The organism is Succinimonas amylolytica DSM 2873, assembly GCF_000378405.1.
Taxonomy (GTDB): Bacteria; Pseudomonadota; Gammaproteobacteria; order Enterobacterales; family Succinivibrionaceae; genus Succinimonas; species Succinimonas amylolytica.
The window spans coordinates 972,960-996,656 of record NZ_KB899636.1 but is presented as its reverse complement, the minus strand read 5'-3'; the positions used below and the strand labels follow the sequence as shown (position 1 = coordinate 996,656).

The 23,697-nt window shown below is 47.6% G+C and carries 17 protein-coding genes, 5 tRNA genes and 1 pseudogene; 8 read left to right on the top strand and 15 right to left on the bottom strand.

Features of this window, described 5'->3' with window-relative positions:
* The 9 genes and pseudogenes from F557_RS22585 to F557_RS0104390 form a co-directional block, all read right to left on the bottom strand.
* Positions 1-205: pseudogene (locus F557_RS22585) on the bottom strand (hypothetical protein); the annotation flags it as partial.
* A gap of 455 nt (positions 206-660) precedes the next feature.
* Positions 661-1,113: a 50S ribosomal protein L9 gene (gene rplI, locus F557_RS0104430; protein WP_019001039.1), complete on the bottom strand. Its 453-nt coding sequence runs from the start codon at positions 1,111-1,113 to the stop codon at positions 661-663.
* 52 nt (positions 1,114-1,165) lie between these two features.
* Entirely contained in the window at positions 1,166-1,411 is a 246-nt protein-coding gene (gene rpsR, locus F557_RS0104425) for a 30S ribosomal protein S18 (RefSeq protein ID WP_019001038.1), read from the bottom strand.
* A gap of 11 nt (positions 1,412-1,422) precedes the next feature.
* Positions 1,423-1,845 carry a 30S ribosomal protein S6 gene (rpsF, locus tag F557_RS0104420; protein WP_019001037.1) on the bottom strand — a complete coding sequence of 141 codons (423 nt, stop codon included), beginning with the start codon at positions 1,843-1,845 and terminating at the stop codon, positions 1,423-1,425.
* Positions 1,846-2,008: 163 nt separating this feature from the next.
* Positions 2,009-2,761, bottom strand: a complete 753-nt coding sequence (gene rlmB / locus F557_RS0104415) for a 23S rRNA (guanosine(2251)-2'-O)-methyltransferase RlmB (RefSeq protein ID WP_019001036.1) — start codon at positions 2,759-2,761, stop codon at positions 2,009-2,011.
* Positions 2,762-2,892: 131 nt separating this feature from the next.
* The gene (rnr, locus tag F557_RS20985) at positions 2,893-6,327 is read right to left on the bottom strand and encodes a ribonuclease R (RefSeq protein WP_019001035.1); all 3,435 of its coding nucleotides are present in this window, start codon (positions 6,325-6,327) and stop codon (positions 2,893-2,895) included.
* Between the two features lie 735 nt (positions 6,328-7,062).
* Positions 7,063-7,138 (bottom strand) — tRNA-Thr (locus F557_RS0104400).
* A gap of 10 nt (positions 7,139-7,148) precedes the next feature.
* A tRNA-Phe gene (locus F557_RS0104395) sits at positions 7,149-7,224 on the bottom strand.
* A gap of 231 nt (positions 7,225-7,455) precedes the next feature.
* A tRNA-Phe gene (locus tag F557_RS0104390) sits at positions 7,456-7,531 on the bottom strand.
* A 252-nt stretch (positions 7,532-7,783) separates the two neighbouring features.
* Here F557_RS0104390 and F557_RS0104385 point away from each other — a divergent pair.
* Both F557_RS0104385 and hfq read left to right on the top strand, forming a co-directional pair.
* Positions 7,784-8,575, top strand: a complete 792-nt coding sequence (locus F557_RS0104385) for a class III extradiol ring-cleavage dioxygenase family protein (protein WP_019001033.1) — start codon at positions 7,784-7,786, stop codon at positions 8,573-8,575.
* 247 nt (positions 8,576-8,822) lie between these two features.
* Complete coding sequence (gene hfq, locus F557_RS18780) at positions 8,823-9,164, top strand: RNA chaperone Hfq (protein WP_019001032.1); 342 nt, start codon at positions 8,823-8,825, stop codon at positions 9,162-9,164.
* Here hfq and F557_RS18775 read toward each other — a convergent pair.
* On the bottom strand, positions 9,143-9,862 hold the full coding sequence (locus tag F557_RS18775) for an HAD family hydrolase (RefSeq protein WP_019001031.1): 720 nt from the start codon (positions 9,860-9,862) through the stop codon (positions 9,143-9,145). The two genes, hfq and F557_RS18775, sit on opposite strands and share 22 nt — an antisense overlap.
* Positions 9,863-9,948: 86 nt before the next feature.
* Here F557_RS18775 and F557_RS0104370 point away from each other — a divergent pair, with 86 nt between their 5' ends.
* Genes F557_RS0104370 through hemW form a run of 3 tightly spaced genes read left to right on the top strand, consistent with a single transcriptional unit; the run spans position 9,949 to position 13,246 of the window.
* Positions 9,949-11,445, top strand: a complete 1,497-nt coding sequence (locus F557_RS0104370; protein WP_019001030.1) for an FAD-dependent oxidoreductase — start codon at positions 9,949-9,951, stop codon at positions 11,443-11,445.
* A 26-nt stretch (positions 11,446-11,471) separates the two neighbouring features.
* Positions 11,472-12,080 (top strand): RdgB/HAM1 family non-canonical purine NTP pyrophosphatase, encoded by a 609-nt coding sequence (rdgB, locus tag F557_RS0104365; protein WP_019001029.1) that lies wholly within the window; start codon positions 11,472-11,474, stop codon positions 12,078-12,080.
* Positions 12,081-12,085: 5 nt separating this feature from the next.
* Complete coding sequence (gene hemW / locus F557_RS0104360; protein WP_019001028.1) at positions 12,086-13,246, top strand: radical SAM family heme chaperone HemW; 1,161 nt, start codon at positions 12,086-12,088, stop codon at positions 13,244-13,246.
* A 676-nt stretch (positions 13,247-13,922) separates the two neighbouring features.
* Here hemW and F557_RS0104355 read toward each other — a convergent pair.
* On the bottom strand, positions 13,923-14,216 hold the full coding sequence (locus tag F557_RS0104355; RefSeq protein ID WP_084761438.1) for a hypothetical protein: 294 nt from the start codon (positions 14,214-14,216) through the stop codon (positions 13,923-13,925).
* A gap of 6 nt (positions 14,217-14,222) precedes the next feature.
* Between F557_RS0104355 and F557_RS0104350 the strand changes: the two genes are divergently transcribed.
* Complete coding sequence (locus tag F557_RS0104350) at positions 14,223-16,394, top strand: RCC1 domain-containing protein (protein ID WP_084761435.1); 2,172 nt, start codon at positions 14,223-14,225, stop codon at positions 16,392-16,394.
* A gap of 428 nt (positions 16,395-16,822) precedes the next feature.
* Here the strand turns inward: F557_RS0104350 and secA are convergent, their stop codons facing one another.
* The 4 genes from secA to F557_RS0104330 all read right to left on the bottom strand — a co-directional run bounded on the left by secA (position 16,823) and on the right by F557_RS0104330 (position 20,749).
* A complete protein-coding gene (gene secA / locus F557_RS0104345; RefSeq protein WP_019001025.1) occupies positions 16,823-19,537 on the bottom strand; it encodes a preprotein translocase subunit SecA in 2,715 nt (904 codons plus the stop codon).
* A 223-nt stretch (positions 19,538-19,760) separates the two neighbouring features.
* Entirely contained in the window at positions 19,761-20,558 is a 798-nt protein-coding gene (locus F557_RS20980; protein WP_019001024.1) for a tRNA1(Val) (adenine(37)-N6)-methyltransferase, read from the bottom strand.
* A gap of 17 nt (positions 20,559-20,575) precedes the next feature.
* Positions 20,576-20,651: transfer RNA gene (locus tag F557_RS0104335), tRNA-Gly, on the bottom strand.
* A 22-nt stretch (positions 20,652-20,673) separates the two neighbouring features.
* Positions 20,674-20,749, bottom strand: a tRNA-Gly gene (locus F557_RS0104330).
* A gap of 325 nt (positions 20,750-21,074) precedes the next feature.
* Between F557_RS0104330 and rsgA the strand changes: the two genes are divergently transcribed.
* Positions 21,075-22,133, top strand: coding sequence for a small ribosomal subunit biogenesis GTPase RsgA (gene rsgA / locus F557_RS0104320; RefSeq protein ID WP_019001023.1), 1,059 nt, complete (start codon positions 21,075-21,077; stop codon positions 22,131-22,133).
* A 209-nt stretch (positions 22,134-22,342) separates the two neighbouring features.
* Positions 22,343-23,662, top strand: a complete 1,320-nt coding sequence (gene asd, locus F557_RS21705) for an archaetidylserine decarboxylase (protein WP_019001022.1) — start codon at positions 22,343-22,345, stop codon at positions 23,660-23,662.
* Positions 23,663-23,697 lie beyond the last annotated feature (35 nt).

Below are 23,697 nucleotides of genomic sequence, written 5' to 3'. Positions count from 1 at the left end.
CCAGGAGCTCGCTGATCCTATTCTCCTGTTCTTCAACTTTTTTGGCTTGATTTTGAAAGGCTTCAGTCTGCTTCTGAATGGTTGAGGTCTGCTCTTGAATGGTTGATGTAAGTTTTTCGATTAACGAGTAAAGGTTGTCCAGTTTGGAAGTGTCAGTATCGTGCTGATTAGCAGGAAGATTGTTATTTGTGATCTTCGCTTCCATTGCAAATTCCTTCAGCACATCACGATTTTTGTGTGCGATATGGTACGGATTCACCAGCACTTTTGTCAAGAATCCCTGAAGCCTTAAAAAGACGGTTTAAGACCTAATACTATAAAGGGAACCAAACCATTCTGGAACACAAGCTTCCGAAGCTGCCTGTATAATTGCCTGTAATCTATTCAGCGAAACTGATCCTGTTCAATACTATATGACATCTCCTTAATACCAGTATTCACCTAACAAACGTCGTCTCATGGAGAAAAAATATACGAAAGCGAACGCACCAAAGAAAGACAATTTCCCGGAGATGGGGTATTGAGAGTATACGGGACGGGATATAACTCTGATAACTCCATCAACATGAATCAGAAAACCGATACCGCATACCAGACAAAAAAAGGGGAAGCCCGAACTTCCCCTTCTTCATATTCTACTGTCTGCTGCCTTTCAGAACATTACTTGGCAGGAACAATATTGAGCTTAATCTTGGTCTTAACATCAGGATGCAGAGAAACTGCAATCTCATACTCACCAGTAGAGCGGAGAACACCTTCAGAAAGACGAATTTCGCTCTTATGAACCTCAACACCGGCATTCTGGAGAGCCTCAGCAATATCGCGAGTTCCTACTGAACCGAAAAGCTTACCCTCATCACCAGCCTTAGCTTCAATAACAATGTTTTCAAGAGCATCAATCTTGTCGCAACGGGCCTGGGCATCAGCCAGTTCCTTGGCAATCTTTGCCTCCAGCTCAGCACGCTGCTCTTCAAACTTTTGCTTGTTAGCCTCAGTAGCCATCACAGCCTTTTTCTGAGGGATGAGATAGTTACGAGCAAAACCGCTCTTAACCTTAACCTGATCACCCAGTCCGCCAAGATGGGCAATCTTATCAAGAAGAATAACTTCCATTACCTTTCCTCGAATAAAAACAAAACAGAGTTAGGCCTTCACGCCAAACCGATTACTTGCCACCCTGCTTGGAGGCATGAAGATCAGTATACGGGAGAAGAGCCAAGTAACGTGCACGCTTAATAGCTACGGCCAGCTGACGCTGGTATTTAGCACGGGTGCCAGTAATACGGCTCGGAACGATCTTGTAGGATTCAGTCACATAGCTCTTAAGAGTGTTCAGATCCTTATAATCGATCTCGGTTACGCCATCTGCAGTAAAACGGCAGAACTTACGACGATGGTAAAAATGTGCCATGGACTTGCTCCTTATTCCTGAGTTTCTTCACTTTCAACTGCTGATTCAGCCTCACTGGTCTGAACAGCTTCTTCAGCATCACGGCCATCACGATCCTCACGGCTATGACGTTCCTCACGGGCCTTGAACATCGGAGAAGGCTCGGTTACAGCTTCCTTAGTACGGGTAATGAGGCAGCGAATAACTGCATCGTTGTAACGGAAAAGGTTAGAAAGCTCGTCAACAACCTTCTGATCGGTATCAGCGTTGATTAACACATAATGAGCCTTGTGAAGCTTTTCAATGGGATAAGCAAGCTGACGGCGACCCCAGTCTTCCTTACGGGTGATCTTTCCACCGGCTTTTTCGATAATGCCAACATAACGTTCAACCATTCCCGGAACCTGTTCGCTCTGGTCTGGATGAACCATTATTACGATTTCATAATGACGCATTTGTCATGCTCCTTACGGATACAGCCTCTTAAGCTCGGTCTGCTTTTAAGGCAAGGAACCAATTACAGATTGACCGACGTGCGGATTATAAGGATACCTGTCCTCAAATGCAAGAATAATTTGCGTGCAGTCACAAATCATTCTCTGTAAGGGCCGCACACAACTACTTCCGAGATACCAGTCGCTGCCGCACAGCCTCAAAAAGAACCACCCCGGTAGCTACTGAGACATTAAGACTGGTAACCTTGCCATACATCGGAATCTTTACGAGAGCATCACAATTCTCTCTGGTAAGCCTCCGCATTCCTGTATCTTCAGCCCCCATAACCACTGCTAGCGGTCCTGTAAGATCGGCCTCGTAAAGCACCTTGTCAGTCTCACCGGCAGTCCCAACTATAAAAATATTTCGCTCCTTGAGCTCTCTCATTGTTCTGGCCAGATTCGTCACGTAGAATACCGGAACCGTCTCCGCCGCCCCCGAGGCCACCTTTTTGGCAATACCCGACAGGGGAGCGCTGTTATCCCTGGGTACAATAACCGCATCAACTCCGGCACCGTCGCAATTCCGGAGACAGGCTCCAAGATTATGCGGATCGGTAACATTATCCAGTATCAGGAGAAATGGAGAAGCCACTCCATCCAAAAAATCCTTAAGCTCATTATCCCCTCTTTCCTTTAGAGGCTTGACACGGACGACTATACCCTGATGAGTACCGCCAAATACCTTTTCGTCAAGAGCCTTTCTGGTAACCTCGGTTACAGTAAGATCGTACCTTTCAAATGCTGCAATAATTTCCTGAAGGCGGGCATCATTACGGCCTCGCAGCGCATAGCCTTCGATAATTCGCTCCGGTTCAGTTTCAAGAAGAGCTTTTACTGCATGAATGCCGTATACATATTCCTGTTTGCTGCTCATATAACACTCCTTTACAAATAAACACAAAAAAGAACGGAGGCTCCTAGCCGCAAACAGGGAATCTCTCCGAAATTTCCGGCTCTGCCAATTACAGCTCCCGGCCGTTCATGATACAGAAGCCTTACAGTTAATTACAGCACCGTGCTCACAAAATGCCTGATCAGCTCCTGACGCATTTTCTCAACCTTATCCTGCAGCTTTTTCAGATTCTCCTCCTGAATGCTCAGAGCTTCCTTCTCCTTGAGATATCCGGAATAAAGCTCCCGGAACTCAGGATTGGCATTCATAAGATTCTCCAAAGAATTCCCGTCAGCCTCGCCGGAAACTGCATTTCCGGGATTCCCTCCCTTTACAGACTTCTTCCGAGACTTTCCGGATTTTGGAGATTTGCCGTTGGAAGACTCCGCAGAAAATTCAGAAGCCCCCGCCTTTTCAGAAACCACAGCTTTTTCCACAGACCTTCCTGCAGACATCCCGGAACCGCCAGCACTGAGAACAGTAGCCTCTCTATCGGTACTCTCCTTTCCGCTCCAGGTTCTCAAAGAACTGATGATCCTGCGGTTTACCTCCTCTCCCGGCAGTCCGGAATCCACTAATTCCGGAATTACAGTCAGTTCCTCAGACTGTTCCTGACTGCTAGTTTTTTTACCGGATTTCTTTCCTTTCTTCTGATTTTTTAGTACCAGGCTCATCCCGATTTTTCCGGCATCCACGTCCACTTCGTCAATTCTTACCTGTACCGGGTCCCCGATACGGAATCTGATACCGGTATTATCCCCGACAAGCGTGCAGGAATTACGGTCATATATCAGGTAGTCCGCAACATTCATCCTGGAAATGTGAACCATACCATCCACATGGAACCGTTCGATTACCACAAAAATACCGAATGCTTCCACGTTGGAAATTACTCCCGGAAGAGTCTTTCCGATAAACTGCTCCATAAAACGGGCCTTCAGAGTTCTGGCCACCTCTCCGGTTATCTGATCCGCTCTTCTCTCGGTAAGATTACACTGGTCTGCAATTTTGAGAAGCTCTGGATTACGGTATTCCCGTGCTCCCGACTTCACTCCTGCCTCACCCAAAAGAAGATGCTTTAACTCACGGTGCAGCTGCAGATCCGGATAACGACGAATTGGCGAAGTAAAGTGAGCATAGTGGCTCAGCGCCAATCCGAAATGCCCCTGATTAACCGGTGAATACTCAGCCAAGGACATGGAACGCAGCATCATGACATTGAGAACCTTTCTGTTCGGGCTATCCTTAAAGCTCTCTGCCAGCCGGGCATAATCCGAAGGCTGCGGCGAATCTCCACCATCCAGCCGGTATCCCAAAGGAGTGATAAAGGCTCTGAAAGCAGCCAGCTTTGAAAGCGACGGTACAGAATGCACCCTATACAGCGTACTGCCGTGAGCATTGTCCACCATTCTGGCCGCACAGATATTAGCAGCAATCATACACTCCTCTATCAGCATATGAGCATCATTGCGAACCAAAGGAACAATGTTGGTGAGATTCAGATTCTCGTCAAAAACAAAACGCACCTCCTCACTCTCAAAATCTACCGTACCGCGTCTGATTCTGGCATCCTTTAAAACCCGGTACAGGGCATGAAGATCCCTAATATGGGAAACAAGAGAACGGAATTCCCCGTCAGGTTCCCTGCCGGCAAGAATTCCAGCCACATCGGTATAGGTGAGTCGGGCATGAGACCGCATTACCGCCTGATAAAATGAAAAATCTCCCAGTTCGCCGGTTCCTGAAACAAACACCTCGCATACGAAACACAGTCTGTCCACGTGAGGATTCAGGGAACACAAACCGTTGGACAGCTTCTCCGGGAGCATCGGCACCACATAGTTGGGGAAGTAAACAGAATTACCTCTTTTGGCGGCCTCCGCATCCAAAGGGGTATCCGGCCTTACATAATATGATACGTCGGCAATAGCCACCCAAAGCCGGAAACCGTCATCCTCCCGGCGACAGTACACAGCATCGTCAAAATCCCGCGCATCCTCGCCGTCAATAGTTACCAGAGGCAGCTCCCGAATATCACGCCGGTTTCGCTTGTCGCTCTCAGGAACCTCTTCCGGAATATTTACGAGCTGTTCCTGTACCCGTTTTCCGAACTCATGAGGAATACCACTTCTCAGCACTGCCAGCTGGATCTGCACATCCAGCTGCCCCAGTTCACCCAGAACCCTGGAGGTTTTAATTCTGAAGACACTATCGGGATTTCTGGAAACAATATCGCAGACCACCACAGATCCCATAACCGCCTCGCCGAGAGCCTCTTCGGAATCAAACACAAAGGTGCAGTTCCCAAAGCGGGGATCATCAGCCGCAAGAACGCTTCCGTTACGGCGTTTCATGACACGTCCTACAACGCTGTTATGGTATTCGGTTACCCGGCCCACATAGAAAATGCCGTTGCGGGTGTCAAATATGCCCGCAACCTCATCTCCGTGAAACAGCGGAATCCCTGATGGATTGGACAAATTATATTTTGAACCATCCTCCAGAATCACCCTGACAAAGTACGCCACAAACTTCCGATCTTCCGGATCCGGTTCATAATCAAACAGAACGCTTCCGGACACCTGTCTGACCTCATTATCCGGCAACAGAATGCAATGCCGGGGATCACATTCATGGAAACTCATGCTTTCTGAAGCTACAGACTTTCTGATCGCTTCCGCTATCATTTCGGGAGTAATCATCTTCATCTCCCTCATTGTCAGAGATGAGCGAAGCTTATTCATAACAGCGGAAATGTAAGTCTTCCCAAGCTCTGGAACAGCGCCGGAAGCATCTGAATCCCTGAGAAGAGGCACCAGCCTGGCAGCCTTCAGTATTTTCTGATCCCTGGACAGAGCGGAACCGGCATCATCCAAAACCAGATCAGAATCACCTGATTCAAAGTCGGGGCGAACCGGAATTCCCGCATTACGGGCGGGAGCCATCCTGCCAGAAGCCGGGGTTCGCAGCATATCGTTAAGAAGATCATCCATTTCTTCACTGTCACAAGCGTCATCAGTCTCAAACAAGGACTCCGCGGAATGAGATTCCGGAAGCGAACCTGCTACCTCCCGGCTATATGGCACAGGATGCTTTTCCGTCTTGCTTTCGGCTGCCGTTACGTCAGCAGATATCTCTGGCGCATTGCTACTTTTACGGGCTGACCTGGCTGATGTCTTCCCCTTTCTGTTTTTGGAAGCTGGAGTCTTTTCCGAAACCGGAACAGCATTTTCAGGAGCTTTTTCCAGTGTCAGGACATTTTCTTCCCTTTGGGGAACAGGAGCCTCGAGAATCCTTAGTGCCTCGCTGCTATCCGGAGTTTTCACAGGATCATGCGTTGGCGGAATGCTGCTCAAAGGTGAAAATCCTTTAATGGTCGATCCGCCGAGCTGCGGTGCCAGCTGTGCTCTTTTAGCAGATCTTACGGATGAAGACTTAACCGATTTTCCCCGGGAAGTCGTGACGGCACTCTTTTTGCCTGCTTTTCCGCCCTGGACTTTTGCTCCCTCTCTTTTCTGTCTGACAGTACTGGTATCTTTTTCAATCATTCTCACACCATAATAACTTTTTTCAGAAGGTGTGTTTAATATCCAAAAAACACACCTCTCCATAATGCATAGATTTCCGATTTCCGGAAATATCTAAATCATTACTGTTTCCGGCACCGTTAACCTGCCCGAAAACTGTAAAATTCCCCACAGAAGAATCCCGTCTTTCCGGAATAATCCTGCCACCGGCTGACTTCAAAAATTCCGGCCTTACCCATCTTTATAAATGCCGAGAACACACCGGCACGGTATCACGTCTGAACCACCTCGGCGGGATTCCGCGATACAATCATCACATCAAACATAGGATTTGTAAACAATTTCACTGCACGAATTAAAAATACGGCATCACCTGAAATATATTGCCGGGAACCATATTTCACAGAACGGCGCAGAATTACTTACCGGAAAGATCCATTCATTCGTAAGACCCGGAACAAGAGCCGCCACACCAAAATAATTTTAATTTCAATACTACAAATGAACCATACACCACCGCCCTGAAATATCGAACTCAACATACATGATGCTTTCAGGAATCAGTGTTCTTACAAGGCATATACATATAACCTACTCCAGAGTGTTCATTCCATATCAAGAAGTAACACTTTGACACTCGGATTACGTAATGCAGATATCAGACAAAATAATCAAAAGTTAGGAGCAACTGCCAGCAAAAAAGCTGACCGAACAAAAAACTGTAAGAAAGAAACAGAAAATGCAGAAGCAACCAGATGGTGCCGGCTAACGGATTCGAACTGATGACCAACTGATTACAAATCAGCTGCTCTACCAACTGAGCTAAGCCGGCAATAAAGAGATGGTGCCCAGGGACGGGATCGAACCGCCCACACGAGGATTTTCAGTCCTCTGCTCTACCGACTGAGCTACCTGGGCATCAGGCTACGGAGGTGCATTCTACAGGAAGCATAGCTTTCATGTCAAACAATTTTAAAAATTTTTTCATTGTTAACTTATAGTGATTAAAAAACAAACAGTTTAAAATGGAGAACAGTTCCACAGAAAAATGATACCTGCAAAACAGAACACTAGAAACAAAAACTTACAAAGGATACAATCAAGGGAACGAAAAAGAACAAGAGAAAAGAGATGTATGATGTATAGAGATGGTGGCCAGGGACGGGATCGAACCGCCCACACGAGGATTTTCAGTCCTCTGCTCTACCAACTGAGCTACCTGGCCGACGGGTGCTATTATACGGTTCTGAAATCCATTGTCAACACAAAATCAGATTTTTTTTACATTTCAGGAAAATATCAGCCATTCGATACTATTCCCGTAACCAACATCCTTAAAAACTCAGCCTCTCCCTGCAAAAATCTCCTGATGCCAAAGGTGTTCCTTGCCACAAAACGTGATAACTTTAAAAAAGCCTCCTTTAACATATTGCTTAACAAACAGCCGCCACTATAATTTTCTGAGGGAGGATTCGAAATGACTGCCAATAGCAATAACAATCACAGGATTGAGATTCCTGCCAATAAAAGTCTGGAAGACTGGATTACAGAATTGCTTTCGGATTATTCGCCAGTGTATGTTTCCGAAAAAATCAGAGCTGCAGTCGTTCCAGACGTACTAACTCCTAAAACCGCCCCCATGTTTTCAGAAATATTCGCCAGACTAAGTCTGTCTCTTAACCAGCTTAAAACAGACAGAATTGTTCTTTTGGGAAACTACGGCAACATGACTCCCAGCGGGCTCATCTTCTGTCCTCCCGCCGATAATCCCGTATTTGAAAATATCCTGCCCTCCATGGATCTCCTAACCATAGCCGCCATGAATCCGGTATTCCGCGAAGCCAGCCGGGAAGACACCATGTTTGCCAGACATTTCGAACCGGTACTACCATTTATTCAGCGGCTTTTTCCGCATGCTGAACTCTTGCCGCTTCTGGCTGACGGCACCAAGGACTCCAAAATCAGCAAGGCTCTGAGAAATCTGGATCTGGGAAAAAGCGACCTCCTCATAGCCGAGGCTGTACTGTCGACAGGTCTTAGTCGCGTGGAGGCCAGCAATAAGGATGCTGCCATTATGGCATCGATACTGGCACAGGAAGATATTGTTACCGTTTCCGACACCTCCTGCTACAACCTTATCAATGCATTATCACGCTACTCTCTGCGAAGAAGACTAGTACCTCATATTTTTAAAAACAATCAGGTAAATCCCCATGAAAACGGCCGGATGCGAGTAAACGGCTATGTATCAATAGGATATCTGATGTAGAATACACGGGAACAGAAGATGTTCCCAGCACAAATAACAGCAGAACTGAGGTTTTCGGAACTGTAAACACTAAAAAATCGACGGGGTTTACAAAAGTTTAACAAATGACGCTTAACTGATTGCTTTATGGTTTTCAGTGCATTAAAATCACGCGGAGTTTTTAAGGTTCGTTAATCCCGCACGCGGAATTTTAACTATACTGTTAATGACTATATTTTCTGTTTAAAAGTATTAAAAGAAGAAAAAAATGACAGATAATTCCAAATTTACATCCCTGGGACAAGCGTTTTCAATTGGAAACGGTCAGGAATCTGCTCTTAACTGGCTAAAAGAAAAGAAAATCCCTGTAGCTGTATTCCTCATCAGCGGCATTAAACTCGAAGGCGTGGTAACTTCCCACGATCAGTACAGTCTGCTACTTACTGACTCCCGGGGAACGCAACAGCTGATATACAAGGCTAAGATTTCAACCATCACCCAGGTTACGTCTTCAAAACCAAAAACCGGAAGGTCTTCTTACCGTCCCGGCAAACCGGGGATTTCCGATCGCACTTCCGGGGATTCTCATCACAGCACCCCGACAGACTGACTGATTCCCCCCAGGTTGCCAGGCTGTCTGAAGTTTATGACAGCCCGCGGCAATCCCGCTACTACCTGTACCGTCCGGAAATTACCTTTAAGAGCTGCGGCAATTCCTGTGGGGCTGTCCTCGAAGACTGCACAGCTCTCCGGCGGGACTCCAATTCTTTCTGCCGCCATAAGAAACGTCTCCGGATCCGGCTTGGGTTTTCTAATATCAGCCTCCGAAACCACTGTACATATATAATCACAAAGCACGGTCTCTGAAATTATGGTCTCCGCATTCTCACGCTGGGTTCCGGTACCAACGGCTATAGGCACTCCTCTGTCTTTAAGATACCCGAGAACCGCCAGCATCTCCGGAAACACCCGAATTTCATGAATTCTCCGCCGGTAATTTGCGGTTTTAATCCGAGCCAGCTCACGCGGATTCGGGAACACCGTTTCACCCGCCGGCGAAGATCTTTCCGCGGTAAGCATTTCTGCTATGACATACGAAGGAATGCCGCCGTGATTCATAAGCCACTCTGGTGAAACAGCAAGGTCATATTCCCGAAGGGTTTCCTGCCATGCCGCAATATGAAATGGCATGGAATCCACCAAAGTCCCATCCAGATCAAATACCGCTCCACCAACTAAGTCCAGAAGCTCCATTCTGAAGGGCTCTTCCGTTCTGATAATATAATCTTCCGCCTCTTTGCCGTTCATGACGAATCCTCCGACGGGGAATTATAGCAAAATACACCGTCCCAGCCATTTTCCCTTATAATTCTAATTAGCGCAGAGGAGTCCTTATGAAAGAAATCAGAGTTCAAACGGCAATCATCGGTGCAGGTAGCGCCGGACTCAAGGCCTACGAAGAAGCAAAAAAACATGGAGTTTCCGCCGTTATCATTGACCCGGATTTCAAGTTGCCCGCGATTTTCAGATCCGGATATCTGCCTCTTGACATTTTGCGGGCTATTATTGAAGAACAATCCTCCTCAGTACTGCAGGATGATACCCCGATAACCATGTACGGTATGGATCATTCCATCAGACTGAAGTTTTCCACTATTCTTCAGGATCTTCGGGAGAGACGCCGAAACTGCAGCGAAAAGTACATGAAAAACTTTTCGGCCATAGCAGAACAGGACAAAATATACGGCCACGCCTCATTTGAAGACCAGAAGCATCTCCTGGTTCCTGACACAGGCATCAGAATAACCGCCGAAACCTTTGTAATCGCCACGGGATCCCGCCCCTATATCCCATCATGTATTCAGCCGGCTGGCTCCCGGGCTATAACCTGTGAGGATCTGTTTGAGCTTCAGGCACTCCCGAAATCAATCGCCATCCTGGGGGCCGGCAGCACCGCTCTGGAGCTAGGGCAGATTCTTACCAGACTTGGGGTAAAAACTGTTATCTTCGGCCAGCGGCATCTCTGGCATTTTACAGATATCAAAATCAGCGAAATCGCCGAAAAATGCATTGGCAAAAGTGTTGTCATGTTCATGAACAGCGAGATAACAGAAATCTCCTCTGACGATAACGGGGTAACCATTTACTATCTGGATCAGTTCGGTAAAGAAGGATACATCAGAACGGACTACATTCTGGCTGCCGCTGGAAGAATCCCAAGCTTCTCAAAACTTCATACTGAAAACGCCGGTATCAGTCCCGATATATTCGGTGCCATTCCGGCAGATCCTAACACCAGACAGACCAAAGTACCGCATATCTTCGCCGCCGGTTCAGTGGCCGCCCAGAACACCCCGCTGGAACGCTCGCTAAAGGACGGGGCCATGGCTGGCAGAAATGCTGCCAGATACCCAGGAGAACTCCGGAAATCTCCATGGCTTCCCCTGACCATTTCATTTACCACCCCAAATTTTGCCATTGTCGGCAAAAAGGAAGAAGAACTGCGCCGCCGCCATGATGCCGAACCATATATTATCGGAGAGGCCTCGTTTCAGGAATCCCACTGGGCGGAAATCCACCTGGAAACCGCCGGAATGATTCATCTCTATTTTTCCCTCAGAACCCAAAAACTTCTGGGGGCTGAATTGGCTCTGCCCATGGGCGCGACCATAGCCCAGTTTCTAGCGTTCTCCATAGCGCTGGAAAAGACTCTTCCGGAGCTCTTGGGATTCTCCTTTTACAAACCGTCTCCACTGGAAATTGTGCAACTGGCTGTCAAAAATGCCAGTACCAGATTCCGTGAACTGGAAACGGATCGAAAAATCCAGCTGCCCGGAAAACAGCAATCATTCTATGAGGCAGAACCGCAAAACGGTTATCAGCGGTTCTGATATTGACATTAAAGGAGAATTATCCCATGTACTCAAAAATTGTCCTGGCCACCAGAAATCCCGGAAAGGTCCGTGAATTTCAGCGCCTGTTTTCAGATTTCCCTGTAACAGTTGTTCCCGAAAGCGATTTTGATGTGGCATCTCCGGCGGAAAACGGAACTACCTTTGTAGAAAATGCCATTATCAAGGCTCGTAACGCCGCCAGACATACCGGACTTCCAGCCCTTGCTGACGATTCAGGAATAGCCGTTGACTGTCTTGACGGACAGCCGGGAGTTTTTTCCTCCCGGTACTCAGGAGAACATGCCAGCGATGAGGAAAATCTGGACAAGCTGCTCCGCGAGGTGGCACGCTTTCCTGAAAACGAAAGGACTGCCCGCTACTGGTGTGTGCTGGCCTTTATGAGATCTGCTGCCGATCCTACTCCGCTTATCTGTCAGGCTTTCTGGAAGGGACGCATCATTACTGAAAAAAGAGGGCAGAACGGCTTCGGCTATGATCCTTCATTTCTGATTCCTGTTCTCGGAAAAACAGCCGCTGAGCTGGAACCGGACGTCAAAAACCGTCTAAGTCACCGGGGACAGGCCCTGACGAAACTCAGAGAAGCTTTACGGGAAATATACGGAGAAGAATAATCCTGATGAGCTTTCTTCTTCCACCGCCTCTGAGCCTGTACGTCCATCTCCCCTGGTGCATCAGAAAATGTCCTTACTGCGACTTTAACTCCTTCCAGGCGCCGGCTGCAGCTAGCGTTCGCCGGCAATATTTTGCCGCCTATACCGAAGCGTTGCTCCAGGAGCTCGAAACCGAAGCTAAAGAGGCCGGAGACCGGAAACTCGTCAGCATCTACCTAGGCGGCGGCACTCCCTCACTGTTCCCTCCGGAAGAAATCAAGAGGATTATCAGCACGGCTAGAAATCTGCTTAATACCGCTTCCGATATTGAAATATCAATGGAGGCCAACCCAGGGACGGTAACCCCAGACACACTGAAGAACTATCGGGAGGCGGGAGTTAACCGGCTGAGTCTTGGTATTCAGAGTCTTAACGACACTTTTCTCAAACGACTTTGCCGTATTCACAACAGGGAAAAGGCCCTCAGTGCCATTGCTCTCGCCAGAGATACCTTCCTCAACTTCAATATCGATCTCATGCACTCTCTTCCAGGACAGAGCACAGCGGAAGCCCTGGCAGATCTTTCAGAAGCTCTGTCATTTAATCCCCCGCACCTCTCCTGGTATCAGCTGACACTGGAGGAAGACACACCTTTCGGACAGAATCCTCCGGCACTGCCTGCTGATGAAGTAATTGAGGATACCTGTATTGAAGGCTTCCGGCTTCTGAAAGAGGCCGGATACACCCATTACGAGGTCAGCGCTTTCTCGCGTGGAAATCCCTGCGTACATAACAGCAACTACTGGAAATTCGGAGATTACCTGGCCATCGGAGCAGGAGCTCATAGCAAGGTTACCAGAAACGGCAAAATAGTCAGAAAGGCACGACTGAAAAACCCTGATGACTATATCAGGGGCGTCATCGATCCCGAAAAAAACTGTTTCCAGGAAATCCGTACCGTTAACCAGGAGGAATTCCTGTTTGAATACCTGCTAAACCGGCTCAGACTATTTGAAGCCATCACCGCGAGAGAATTCGAAAACGCTACAGGTCTCCCCTTTTCAGCACTCCGGGAAAGACTCCAGAGCTTTGCAGAAGACGGTCTTGTTACCATTTCCCAAAACTCCCTCACTCTCACCCCCAAAGGCACTTCCTTTGTAAACACCATTCTTGCTGATTTTCTATAGAAGAAAATAAAGAAAGGAATGATGAGAAACAATAACGGAAAGTTTTTTTGGGTAGCTCATGACACATTTTTCTCTGGAAGTCGCATTCAAAAAGTCTTACAAGCGTAACCAAAAAGCAACAGGGCACATTTGGGGCATTCTGGGATAGTGTTACACACTTTCTGGAGATTGGCCACGCTTCCCTGATAATAATCATGCTAAACCTCTCGTATTTATGATGCAACCTGCATACAATCAAGATAGTTCTTATACTCTCACGTAGGAAGTGAGCTTTGCCATATTCAGCAGAAACAGTTCGCTGACAACTCCGTAACAAGTCAGCGCAGTCCGTTACTCAGTATAACCGCTACAAGCTCTCCGAACGCTTCCTCGGTACTGATGGAAACTATGAAATACCGGAATCATCAGCAGCTAATAATGCTTCAGGATTGCCAAACGATGCAAAAAAAGAGATTCTGAAACTGGGTAATCGCATAAGTGATTTTTATAGCTGAATATACTGGATTCTTTAGAAGATTAATCACAAATTAAATACTGTAAACATAGTGAAACATAGTCAAAAAAAAATCATAAACTGATAATGATAGCTGTATAGGGATTAAATCATTAATTATGTGATTTAGATCAGATTGTTATATTCATTCAAGGATATGGGTATGATTATGAAATTAAACAATTACGCTTTCAGAATGACGACTCTGGCGTCTTTGGTTGCTGCAATTACTATCACCGGCTTGGAGGTGGAGGTCATAGCCACCATGACTCCAACGAAGGTAATGCTGAAGGAGAAAATGCAATTGAACTTTCCGGCCAGGTTATTGATGGCTATCTTGTCAATGCCAAGGTCTGTACCGATCTGAACCGCAACTTCAAGTGCGATGAAAACGAGCCGGTATCTGTAACTGACGACAAAGGGCAGTTCAAGATCAGCAGCAATGTGAGCAGTGAATTCCTGAAAGGCACCCCCCACGAATGCATGATCACTAAAACATGTTCTAAGAACATTCCCCTTCGTGTTATCGTCTTCTCCACCGCAGACACCCACAGTGTCATACTGGGAAATGCCCGACCTCTTTCAAGTCCTGTAGTTCTCTCATCTACATTCTTTGTAAGCACCGACAAGACTGGCAAGACCACAATGAATGAGAAGCAGCAGCCCCGCATAACACCGTATACCACACTGACAGATCAGGCGGTTGATATTGAAACTGTATCGGCAGAAACCTACGATGGTGTATTCAGTGAAATTACTGAATCTCTTGGTGTGAACCCCCAGATTGCAAAAAGCGATTACAACGATCCTGACAAAGTTACTGAGGAATCCAAGGCTGCTTTGGTAACCAGCGAGGTTATGGCAAGAAGCGGACTTCTTCCTGCCAGTGCTGAGCAGCTTGAAGAGCGTACCACCGCACAGTCGGGAGCGGAAATCGTAGATAGCTCTCACGACACCATCAAAGATGATGTGAAACAGATTGTGGAAGATACCACTGATGGCAATCTTTCCGACGTTGCGGACGCACTAAAAACTTACGGCGACGAAGCAATTTCGTCCCTCACCAAGTTAGGCGATCATAATTCTGATGAATTTAAGTGTGGTGTCAGCAAAAATCACAACGTATACTGCTGGGGCAACAATTCCTGGGCCAATCTGGGGGATCCATCTATATTCCCTGTTGACGAAGATGGAGAGTATGTTGAAGATGGAGCTAAAGTCAAGGACAATTTCAGCGCAAAACTGATCAAGGTAAAGACCTCAGAAAACGAGTACCTGTCCAACGTCAAGACCATTGACGGAGGCAACACCCACGTCTGTGCAGTAACCTTCGATGGCAATGTCTGGTGCTGGGGCAACAACTGGTATGGTCAAACCGGAAATGGCACCGTCAGAAACCGGACCATGTACGCCCAGAAAGTTCTCAAGGGACAGCAGGAAATCGACAGTGATTATCTTGGCAAAATTGAAAGTCTCACAATGGCCCACAACGTTTCCTGCGCACTGACCAAATCGGGAGAAGTTTATTGCTGGGGCGAAAACACTGCATTGCAGCTTGGTGACAGACATCCGAATCTGGAAGTTAAGGTTCAGGAAGGAAATATGTCACGTGACGGTATCGACATGACCGATATTGTCACGGCTGTTCCAACTCCGGTGAAGGTTGAGTTTCCGACCACCGTGTCCAGTGTCAAGGAGCTTACTGCAGGTGAAGGAACATTCTGCGCTCTGACAGAGAACACCTCCGCGGACGACAGGTATAATGTATACTGCTGGGGTGATGATACCAGGGGGCTTATATCTCATAACTGGATGCAGTACCAGGAAGATTGGCTAATGAAATATGCCGACAAGACATTCTATAAGGATCAAACCCTGATGGATCCCGATGGTACCCATAACTGGACCTGGAAGGTCACTGAAGATTCCGGAGAGTTCCACTTCCTCTACGGGCAGCCGGTAACCAAAATCAAACGTTTCACCTCCGGTGGCAATACCGAAGACGGATTTGATCTCATCAACGTCACCCACTTTGGCATCGCTCAGTATGATTCCCAGCTAATTGTAGAAAGGGATAATGACGGAGAGCTGTGGGGATCCTACAACCATGGCACAGCTGACAACACAGATTATTGGAGAATAACAGATTCCATAACTTCCTTTAACGGAGAGAAAATTGCCAAGCTTGATATCAATATTGAAGATAAAGTTTCCTTTGTACTGAGCGATAAGGGTAATCTATATGCATTCACTGGTAACAACTTCTACGGCGTCTTTGGCATAGGATCAGATAATCCGGAGGAACCTTTAAACTGGATTCCTTCTAAAAAGGATGAATCGTACTGGGTTGTTAATACGGTAATGCCAGATCTTACCGGAGTTGTTGATGTGTCCGTGGGCAAAAGATCTGTATGCGCCGCTGTCAAAAAATCCGGTAAAAACAGCAATTCTGCTGAGGGAACTGATACCTACTGCTGGGGGTCAAGCTCTTTCGGTCAGCTGGGCTTTGATAACCAGGATGGCGGGTTCACTTACATGGATGTAGCGGATACGTGGACAGGCAAAGACAGTTACAACGCATATCTTGACAAGGAAACCCGCATGGTAACCAAGCCCAAGAAGATTGAATTTACTGCCACTGAGGTAATCAGATAAAATCAGAATGCAAAGACAATTCCAGAATCCGGCCGTTTCCTAGAACGGCTAATCCCGCGGCGCGTACGGTACACAAGCTGAACAGCCCGGGTGATAAAAGTCTTGGAAATATTGCACCTGAAGACCAGCCGGTACCATGTACCGGCTTTTTAGTTTCCCGGCATGAAAATAATAATTGATAAATATCAGCTGAGTGCTACCACTCTACACGGCCCTGTTTATATACTTGACGAAACACGCATCTCAACCGTCTATTATCAATAGTCTTTACTCCCCTTTTCACTTCGGCACTAAATAAAGGCCTGTAAAATCCTTCGAATTCCTTAATCTGTATTACATCAGGTATTAAAAAAGGGCATGACTGCAGTTCATACCCCTTCCATAATTATCCGGCTCACGCAGTAACCGGACGTTAAGTCAACTGATTTTTACTTAAGAAGCCGGCCGTGACACTCCTTGTACTTCTTGCCGCTGCCGCAGGGACAGGGATCATTCCGGCCTACCTTGGGCATGGTTCGGGGATCCATCTCGTTTCCGCCGGCACTGGCCTTTTCTTCAGCAACCTTGTGAGCCTCGTCATTAAAACGCTGTTCGGCCAGTTCAGCCTGTTCCCGTCTCTGCTGCTCCAGTTCCTCAGGTGTCTGGATCTGAATCTGAATTCTGCATAGCACGCTGACCACCTGATTCTTAAAGTTCTCCAGAAGCTGGCTGAACATATTAAAGGCTTCCAGCTTATACTCGTATTTCGGATTCTTCTGAGCATACCCCCGGAGACCAATACCCTGGCGCAGATAATCCATAGCGGCCAGGTGTTCCTTCCAAAGAGCATCCAGACACTGTAGCATGATGTTGTGAACCAGGGACAGCGCCTGAGCATCACCAATAAGCTTCTTCTTCTCTTCAAAAGCATCGAGGGCACTCTTTACAATTCTTTCACGCAGAGGATCCTCATAAAGTTTCTCATCCTTGGCCAGCCATTCATCAATAGGCAGATCCAGCAGATAGACGTTTCTGAGCTCTGCCATAAGGCCCTTCACATCCCAGGTTTCGATAAGGGAATTCGGCTGAATAAAACGGCTGATGGTACTGTTAAGAACATCAGTCATAATCTCGTCTACGGCCTCGATGCCCACTTTGTTATCCAGAAGGGCATTGCGCTCTTCATAAATGACCTTTCTCTGCTCGTTGGCTACATCATCATATTCCAGCAGGTTCTTACGCATATCAAAGTTGCGTGTTTCCACCTTGCGCTGGGCATTCTGAATAGCCCGGGAGACAATCGGGTGCTCCAGAGACTGTCCGTTTTCCATACCAAGCCGGCGCATGACATTCTTAATCTTGTCGGACCCGAAAATCTTCATCAGATTGTCTTCCATTGACAGGTAGAATCTGGATGACCCGGGATCTCCCTGACGGCCGGAACGGCCGCGGAGCTGATTATCGATACGTCTGGATTCATGACGCTCGGTGCCGATAATATGAAGACCGCCTGCCTTAACTACGGCATTATGACGTTCCTGCCATTCACTTTTAACCTTTTCAATCTGGTCCGGAGTCGGATTCTCAAGGGCATCCAGATCGGCCTGGAGGGAACCGCCCAGTACAATATCGGTACCACGGCCTGCCATATTGGTAGCAATGGTTACGGTTCCAGGGCGACCAGCCTGGGCAATAATCTGCGCCTCCCGGGCGTGGAATTTGGCATTAAGAACCTGATGAGGAATATTTACCTTGTCCAGAAAGGCCGAGAGCTTTTCGGAATTTTCAATGGAGATGGTACCAACCAGCACGGGACGGCCAGCCTTTACAGATTCCTGAATATCTGTCACTATGGCTTCGTACTTCTCCTGTTCGGTCAGATAAATCAGATCCGGCAAATCCTTGCGGATCATCGGTTTATTGGTGGGCAGCACAACAGTGTTAAGCCCGTATATCTGATTGAACTCCGCAGCCTCAGTATCGGCAGTACCTGTCATGCCGGCCAGCTTTTCATACATGCGGAAATAGTTCTGGAAGGTAATAGAGGCCAGAGTCTGATTTTCCGACTGGATCTTAACATGCTCCTTGGCCTCCACTGCCTGATGCAGTCCGTCGGACCAGCGTCTTCCAGGCATGGTGCGTCCGGTGTGCTCGTCAACAATGATTACTTCGTCATTCTTGACAATGTAGTCCACATCCCTGGTAAACAGCACATGAGCTCTCAGAGCTGCCATTACATGATGAAGAAGAGCGATGTTGGCCGATGAGAACAGAGAATCATCCTCTGCCAGAAGTCCAGCTTTTACCAGAAGCTCTTCCACATGTTCCTGACCATGTTCGGTAAGATAGGTCTGCCGAAACTTGAGATCCTTGGTATAGTCGCCGCTTCCGTGATAATCCTCTGAATCCTCCTTCTCCTGCTCAACCAGCTCCGGAATGATAGCATCAACCTTGATATAAAGCTCTGATGAATCGGCGGACGGACCGGAAATAATGAGCGGGGTACGGGCTTCGTCAATAAGCACGGAGTCCACCTCATCCACCAGGGCGTAATGAAGGGGACGCTGCACTCTCTGAGCCGGAGTGTATGCCATGTTGTCGCGGAGATAGTCAAAGCCAAATTCATTGTTGGTACCATAAGTAACGTCGCAGGCATAGGCAGCTCTCTTGGCTTCCGCATCCATACCCGGAATGTTGCAGCCCACGGTCATACCCAAGAATTCAAACATCGGACGGCTCCAGTTGCTGTCGCGGGTGGCCAGATAATCGTTTACGGTAACAACATGAACGCCTCTCTTGGTAAGAGCGTTAAGATAGGAAGGCAGAAGTGCCGTCAGGGTCTTTCCTTCACCAGTTTTCATTTCGGCAATCCGGGCATCGTTAAGAACCATGCCGCCCATAAGCTGCACGTCAAACGGCCGAAGTCCCAGAACTCTGCTAGAAGCCTCCCGCACCAGGGCAAAGGCCTCAGGAAGAATGCTCTCCAGGGTCTCTCCCTTGGCCACCCGATCGATATACTGCTGAGTATACGTCTTAAATTCATCATCTCGGAGCGCCTTGAACTTGGGTTCAAGGGCATTGATTTCCACAACCTTCTTCTGCAGCTTTCTCACAGTTCTTTCATTGCTGCTTCCAAAAATCTTAGTTAAAAGTGACTGTATCATGGGTTTTTATTCTTTATGGTATTAACAATAATATGGGGTATCACAACCGCACAGGAACATTTTACACGATCGTCCCCTGCCTTGTCCCGTCACGACCGGGCAAGCCCGAGGACGGAATCCGCCACTGCTCTATATATAGACGTTTCCTTATTCTTTCAATGACCGCGGGCGGAATTTGCTAGCAAAGCGGCGTTTTTTAGAGTATTCAACAGGAGTATGGAAACTACTGGCGGTAAAACACGGGCTCCCTGCCGAAAAGATAGAGATCTCCGGTAAGCTTAAAATAATAGGCTGAATACTGACCTGGAACCTCCCGGATACTGAAGCCATCCTGAAAATCCGGCCCTTCTCCGATTCTAATATTACCCCCTGGAAAAATACCGGAATAATCATTCCGTTCTCTTCCAAAAAGATAAAAGCCAATATACGGAGTCCGGCAAGGAAAAGATGATACCAGTGTGCTCCGCAAAACCGAAAACCCAGAGGATCTGGCAGCATTTCGGTATTCCGGCAGCCGTTCAGGGGGGATAACCACGGAAACCCAGCCCTCCGGCTCCAGAACCCTCTCAACCATGAGCCAGAACGCTTCTGCGCTCCAGGCCTGCTCCGCTCGGGCTAACTCCCGCGCAGCAGACCGTAACGGCAGTGCTTTCTTGAAATATGGCGGATTGGAAATAATAATGGAAAACCGGGGCCCGCTTCCGATATCAAATGTCCTGATATCTTCAGCTCTGGCCTGAAGACGCGAGCTCCATGGCGAACGTGCAAAATTCTCTGCTGCAGTACACACCGCCCGTGGCTCAATATCAATGCCGGTAATTTCCGCTCCTTTTCTCCGCTGAGCCATTATCAAAGCAAGAACTCCAGTACCAGTTCCTGCATCAAGAATGCGCTCAGACCGGGTTCGGGGAATAAAATAGCCGCACCAGGATGCAAAAAGAACACTGTCCGTAGTCAGCCCCATGCCAACAGAATCAAAAGAAAGATCAAAGGATTGAAAAGAAAAGAATTTAACAGACATGATTCATAGATTCGCTTTGGAGCGGGAAACGAGGTTCGAACTCGCGACCCCAACCATGGCAAGGTTGTGCTCTACCAACTGAGCTACTCCCGCCCAAAACTACGTGAAAATTGACTGGAGCGGGAAACGAGGTTCGAACTCGCGACCCCAACCATGGCAAGGTTGTGCTCTACCAACTGAGCTACTCCCGCAGTCAACGAGGTGCATTATACAGGTCTTTCCTGCTTTGACAAACACTTTTTTAAAAAAAATGCAATTTTTTCAAATTTTGATGTTTTTTTAACCAAAACCGGCCATTTTGTGAGCTATTAGCACTGATTTCACTGAATTTTTTGAAGTCTTGGCCTCAACACCATCTAAAAAATCGGGGACATTCCTGAAACTGAGCCCCTTTTTAACTGCGAATCCGTAGCTTTCGCATTTCCCGACAGCATTTTTACCTTATAATTCCGGGAAATAGCAAAGACAGAGCGTAACTAGAACAATAGGACACATAACAGGAAAAACAGAACAAGCATGAGCAAGAACAAACTTACCATGAGCCAGAAACGCAATGTTGCCCGAAGAGTAGCCAAGCTGTGCTGTAATCAGGACAACGACATCCCGGAAATACAGGGTGAGCTCGGCGCCGTTGCAGAGGGAACCGTGGTCAGCCGTTACGGAAAGACAGCCCTGGTGGAAAACAATGACTCTCGCATTCTCTTCAGGGTTTATATACGAAGAACAATAGAAAGCATTGTTACCGGAGATAAGGTACTCTTCCGGCCGCCACTCACTTCTGATGAAAAAGCCTTCGGCCTTGTGGAAACAGTCCTGCCGCGTACCGCACTTCTCTCCAGGCCCGACTACTATGACGGACTCCGGCCGGTAGCCGCCAACATTTCCCTGATCGTTACCGTCACGGCAAAGCAGCCCGAATTTTCCACCAATATCATAGATCGCTATGTTGCAGCGGCCGAATATTCAAAAATCCCAACACTCATTGTAGTCAACAAGCACGACCTCTTTACGGAAAACGAAAAAGGCACACTTGATCGAATTCTCTCTGTTTACCGCGAAATCGGATACGAAACCATGACTGTCTCCGCAAGTACCGGATTCGGGATAAACTCCCTAAAGGAGCGCCTGTCTCAGGAAACATCAATACTGGCAGGACAGTCAGGTGTAGGAAAATCATCAATTCTTAACGTTCTGATTCCAGGGGCCCGGGCTGAAACCGGAACGGTTTCCGAAAACTCAAATCTGGGGCAGCACACCACTACCGGCTCCCGTCTTTACCATTTCGAAAACGGTGGTGTCATTATCGACTCTCCTGGCGTGCGGGAGTTCGCCCTCTGGCACCTGTCCAGAGAGGATCTGACAAAATGCTACCGGGAAATTGCCTCCGCAGCTGCTTCATGCCGCTTCCGGGACTGCCGGCATAAGGACGACCCGGGATGTGCCGTCAGGGAAGCAGTAAGCCAGGGAAGAATTGCAGATTTCCGTTATGAAAACTATCACCGGATTCTGGAATCAATGACTGATAACATGCCTGACGCCTACAGAACTCCTGGAAAACGCAACAGCAGAAAATAACACGCTTCTCCGCACGCGACAAAGACCTGTCCCGCACCGGAGCGCTAAACGATTAAATTACCGACATTTCTGCCAGCCTGCTTTCTAATGAACCAGCAGAACTTTATGGCCCGAATATTCGCTCGAACACGTTTTTTTTATTTTTCCCGGGGTAAAATGCTCTGAAATCATTAACAAGGAGCAGGGGCTGACCAACCTCTTAGAACACTATGCTTAAAACACTGAAAACCTTACTGCACCGACTCACCCCCAAGCATCTTATCACACGCCTCGCTGGCTTCCTGGCCGAGAAGGAAATGGGAGATGTCACCACTTTTGTTATCGAAACCTTCATCAGTATTTACAACATTGATATGAAGGAAGCCGAAAAGGAAAATCCGGAAGACTATAAAACCTTCAACGAGTTTTTTACCAGACCTTTAAAGGCTGGGCAGCGACCGCTGGCCAGAGGCCAGAACGTCATTGTAGCTCCCGTTGACGGCACCATTGCGGAATACGGCTACATCACCTACGGCCGCCTCATAGCCGCCAAGGGACAGGATTACTCCCTGAGAACCCTTCTGGGGGGAGATGAACGGGTGTCTGCAATGTTTGAGGACGGAAATTTCGAGACTATATACCTGGCCCCTTCCAACTATCACCGCATCCATATGCCTATAGCCGGAACCCTGCGCCGCATTATTTATATTCCCGGAAAATACTATTCGGTAAATCCCGACTATGTGGAAAGGATTGAAGGACTGTTCACCAAAAACGAAAGAGCAGTAACCCTGTTCGACACCCCGGCCGGACCGATGGCTCTCGTCTTTGTCGGTGCTACTATTGTAGGCAGCATCGGCATCACCGGAGTGGGAATAATTTCTCCGAACAAGGAACGCCGGGTTCAAATCACCGACTTCCCTGACGACACAGCACCATCGTATGCCAAAGGACAGGAAATTGGCTTCTTCAAACTTGGATCCACTGTCATTACAGTTTTCGGAAATAATTCCGTAACCCTGTCTCCGGAACAAAAGTCAGGATCGCCAGTAAAGATGGGAACACTCATGGGATATATTTCCGAAAACGGAGAGGCTGACACCGCTTCTGAAAATGACGGCACCACTGCTAACACCTCTGCCAACAGCACCGCAACCCAAACACCTCAGGAACAGCAGAACGGAGGCAACTCTTTCGAAAAAAACACAAAGAGCCCTGAATCTGAAGAAGAAAATCCCATTCCAAAAGATTCTTCCGACGATGAGAAAAATTCAGGCACTGACTCAGAAGAGGACACGAAAAACCGCCCTGCTGAAGAGTTTTCCACAAATACTAATGAAGGTTCTTCAGACGATACTATTCTCAAGAATAACGGTGCCCCAGTCACCGCGCCAGCGAGTGCAGAAGAAGCATCTCAGCAGTCTGACACCACAGACGATTCCGATATCTCTGAAAGCCCGAAAACTCAGGAGCAGAAAAAATCCTCAGTTTCCGAAAAACGGGAAACTCAGAAACGTCCCAGAAAAGCAAAATCCTCCCGGAAAAAGTAAAACCGGAAGCTTTTAGCCCGTCATCATTCCGGAAG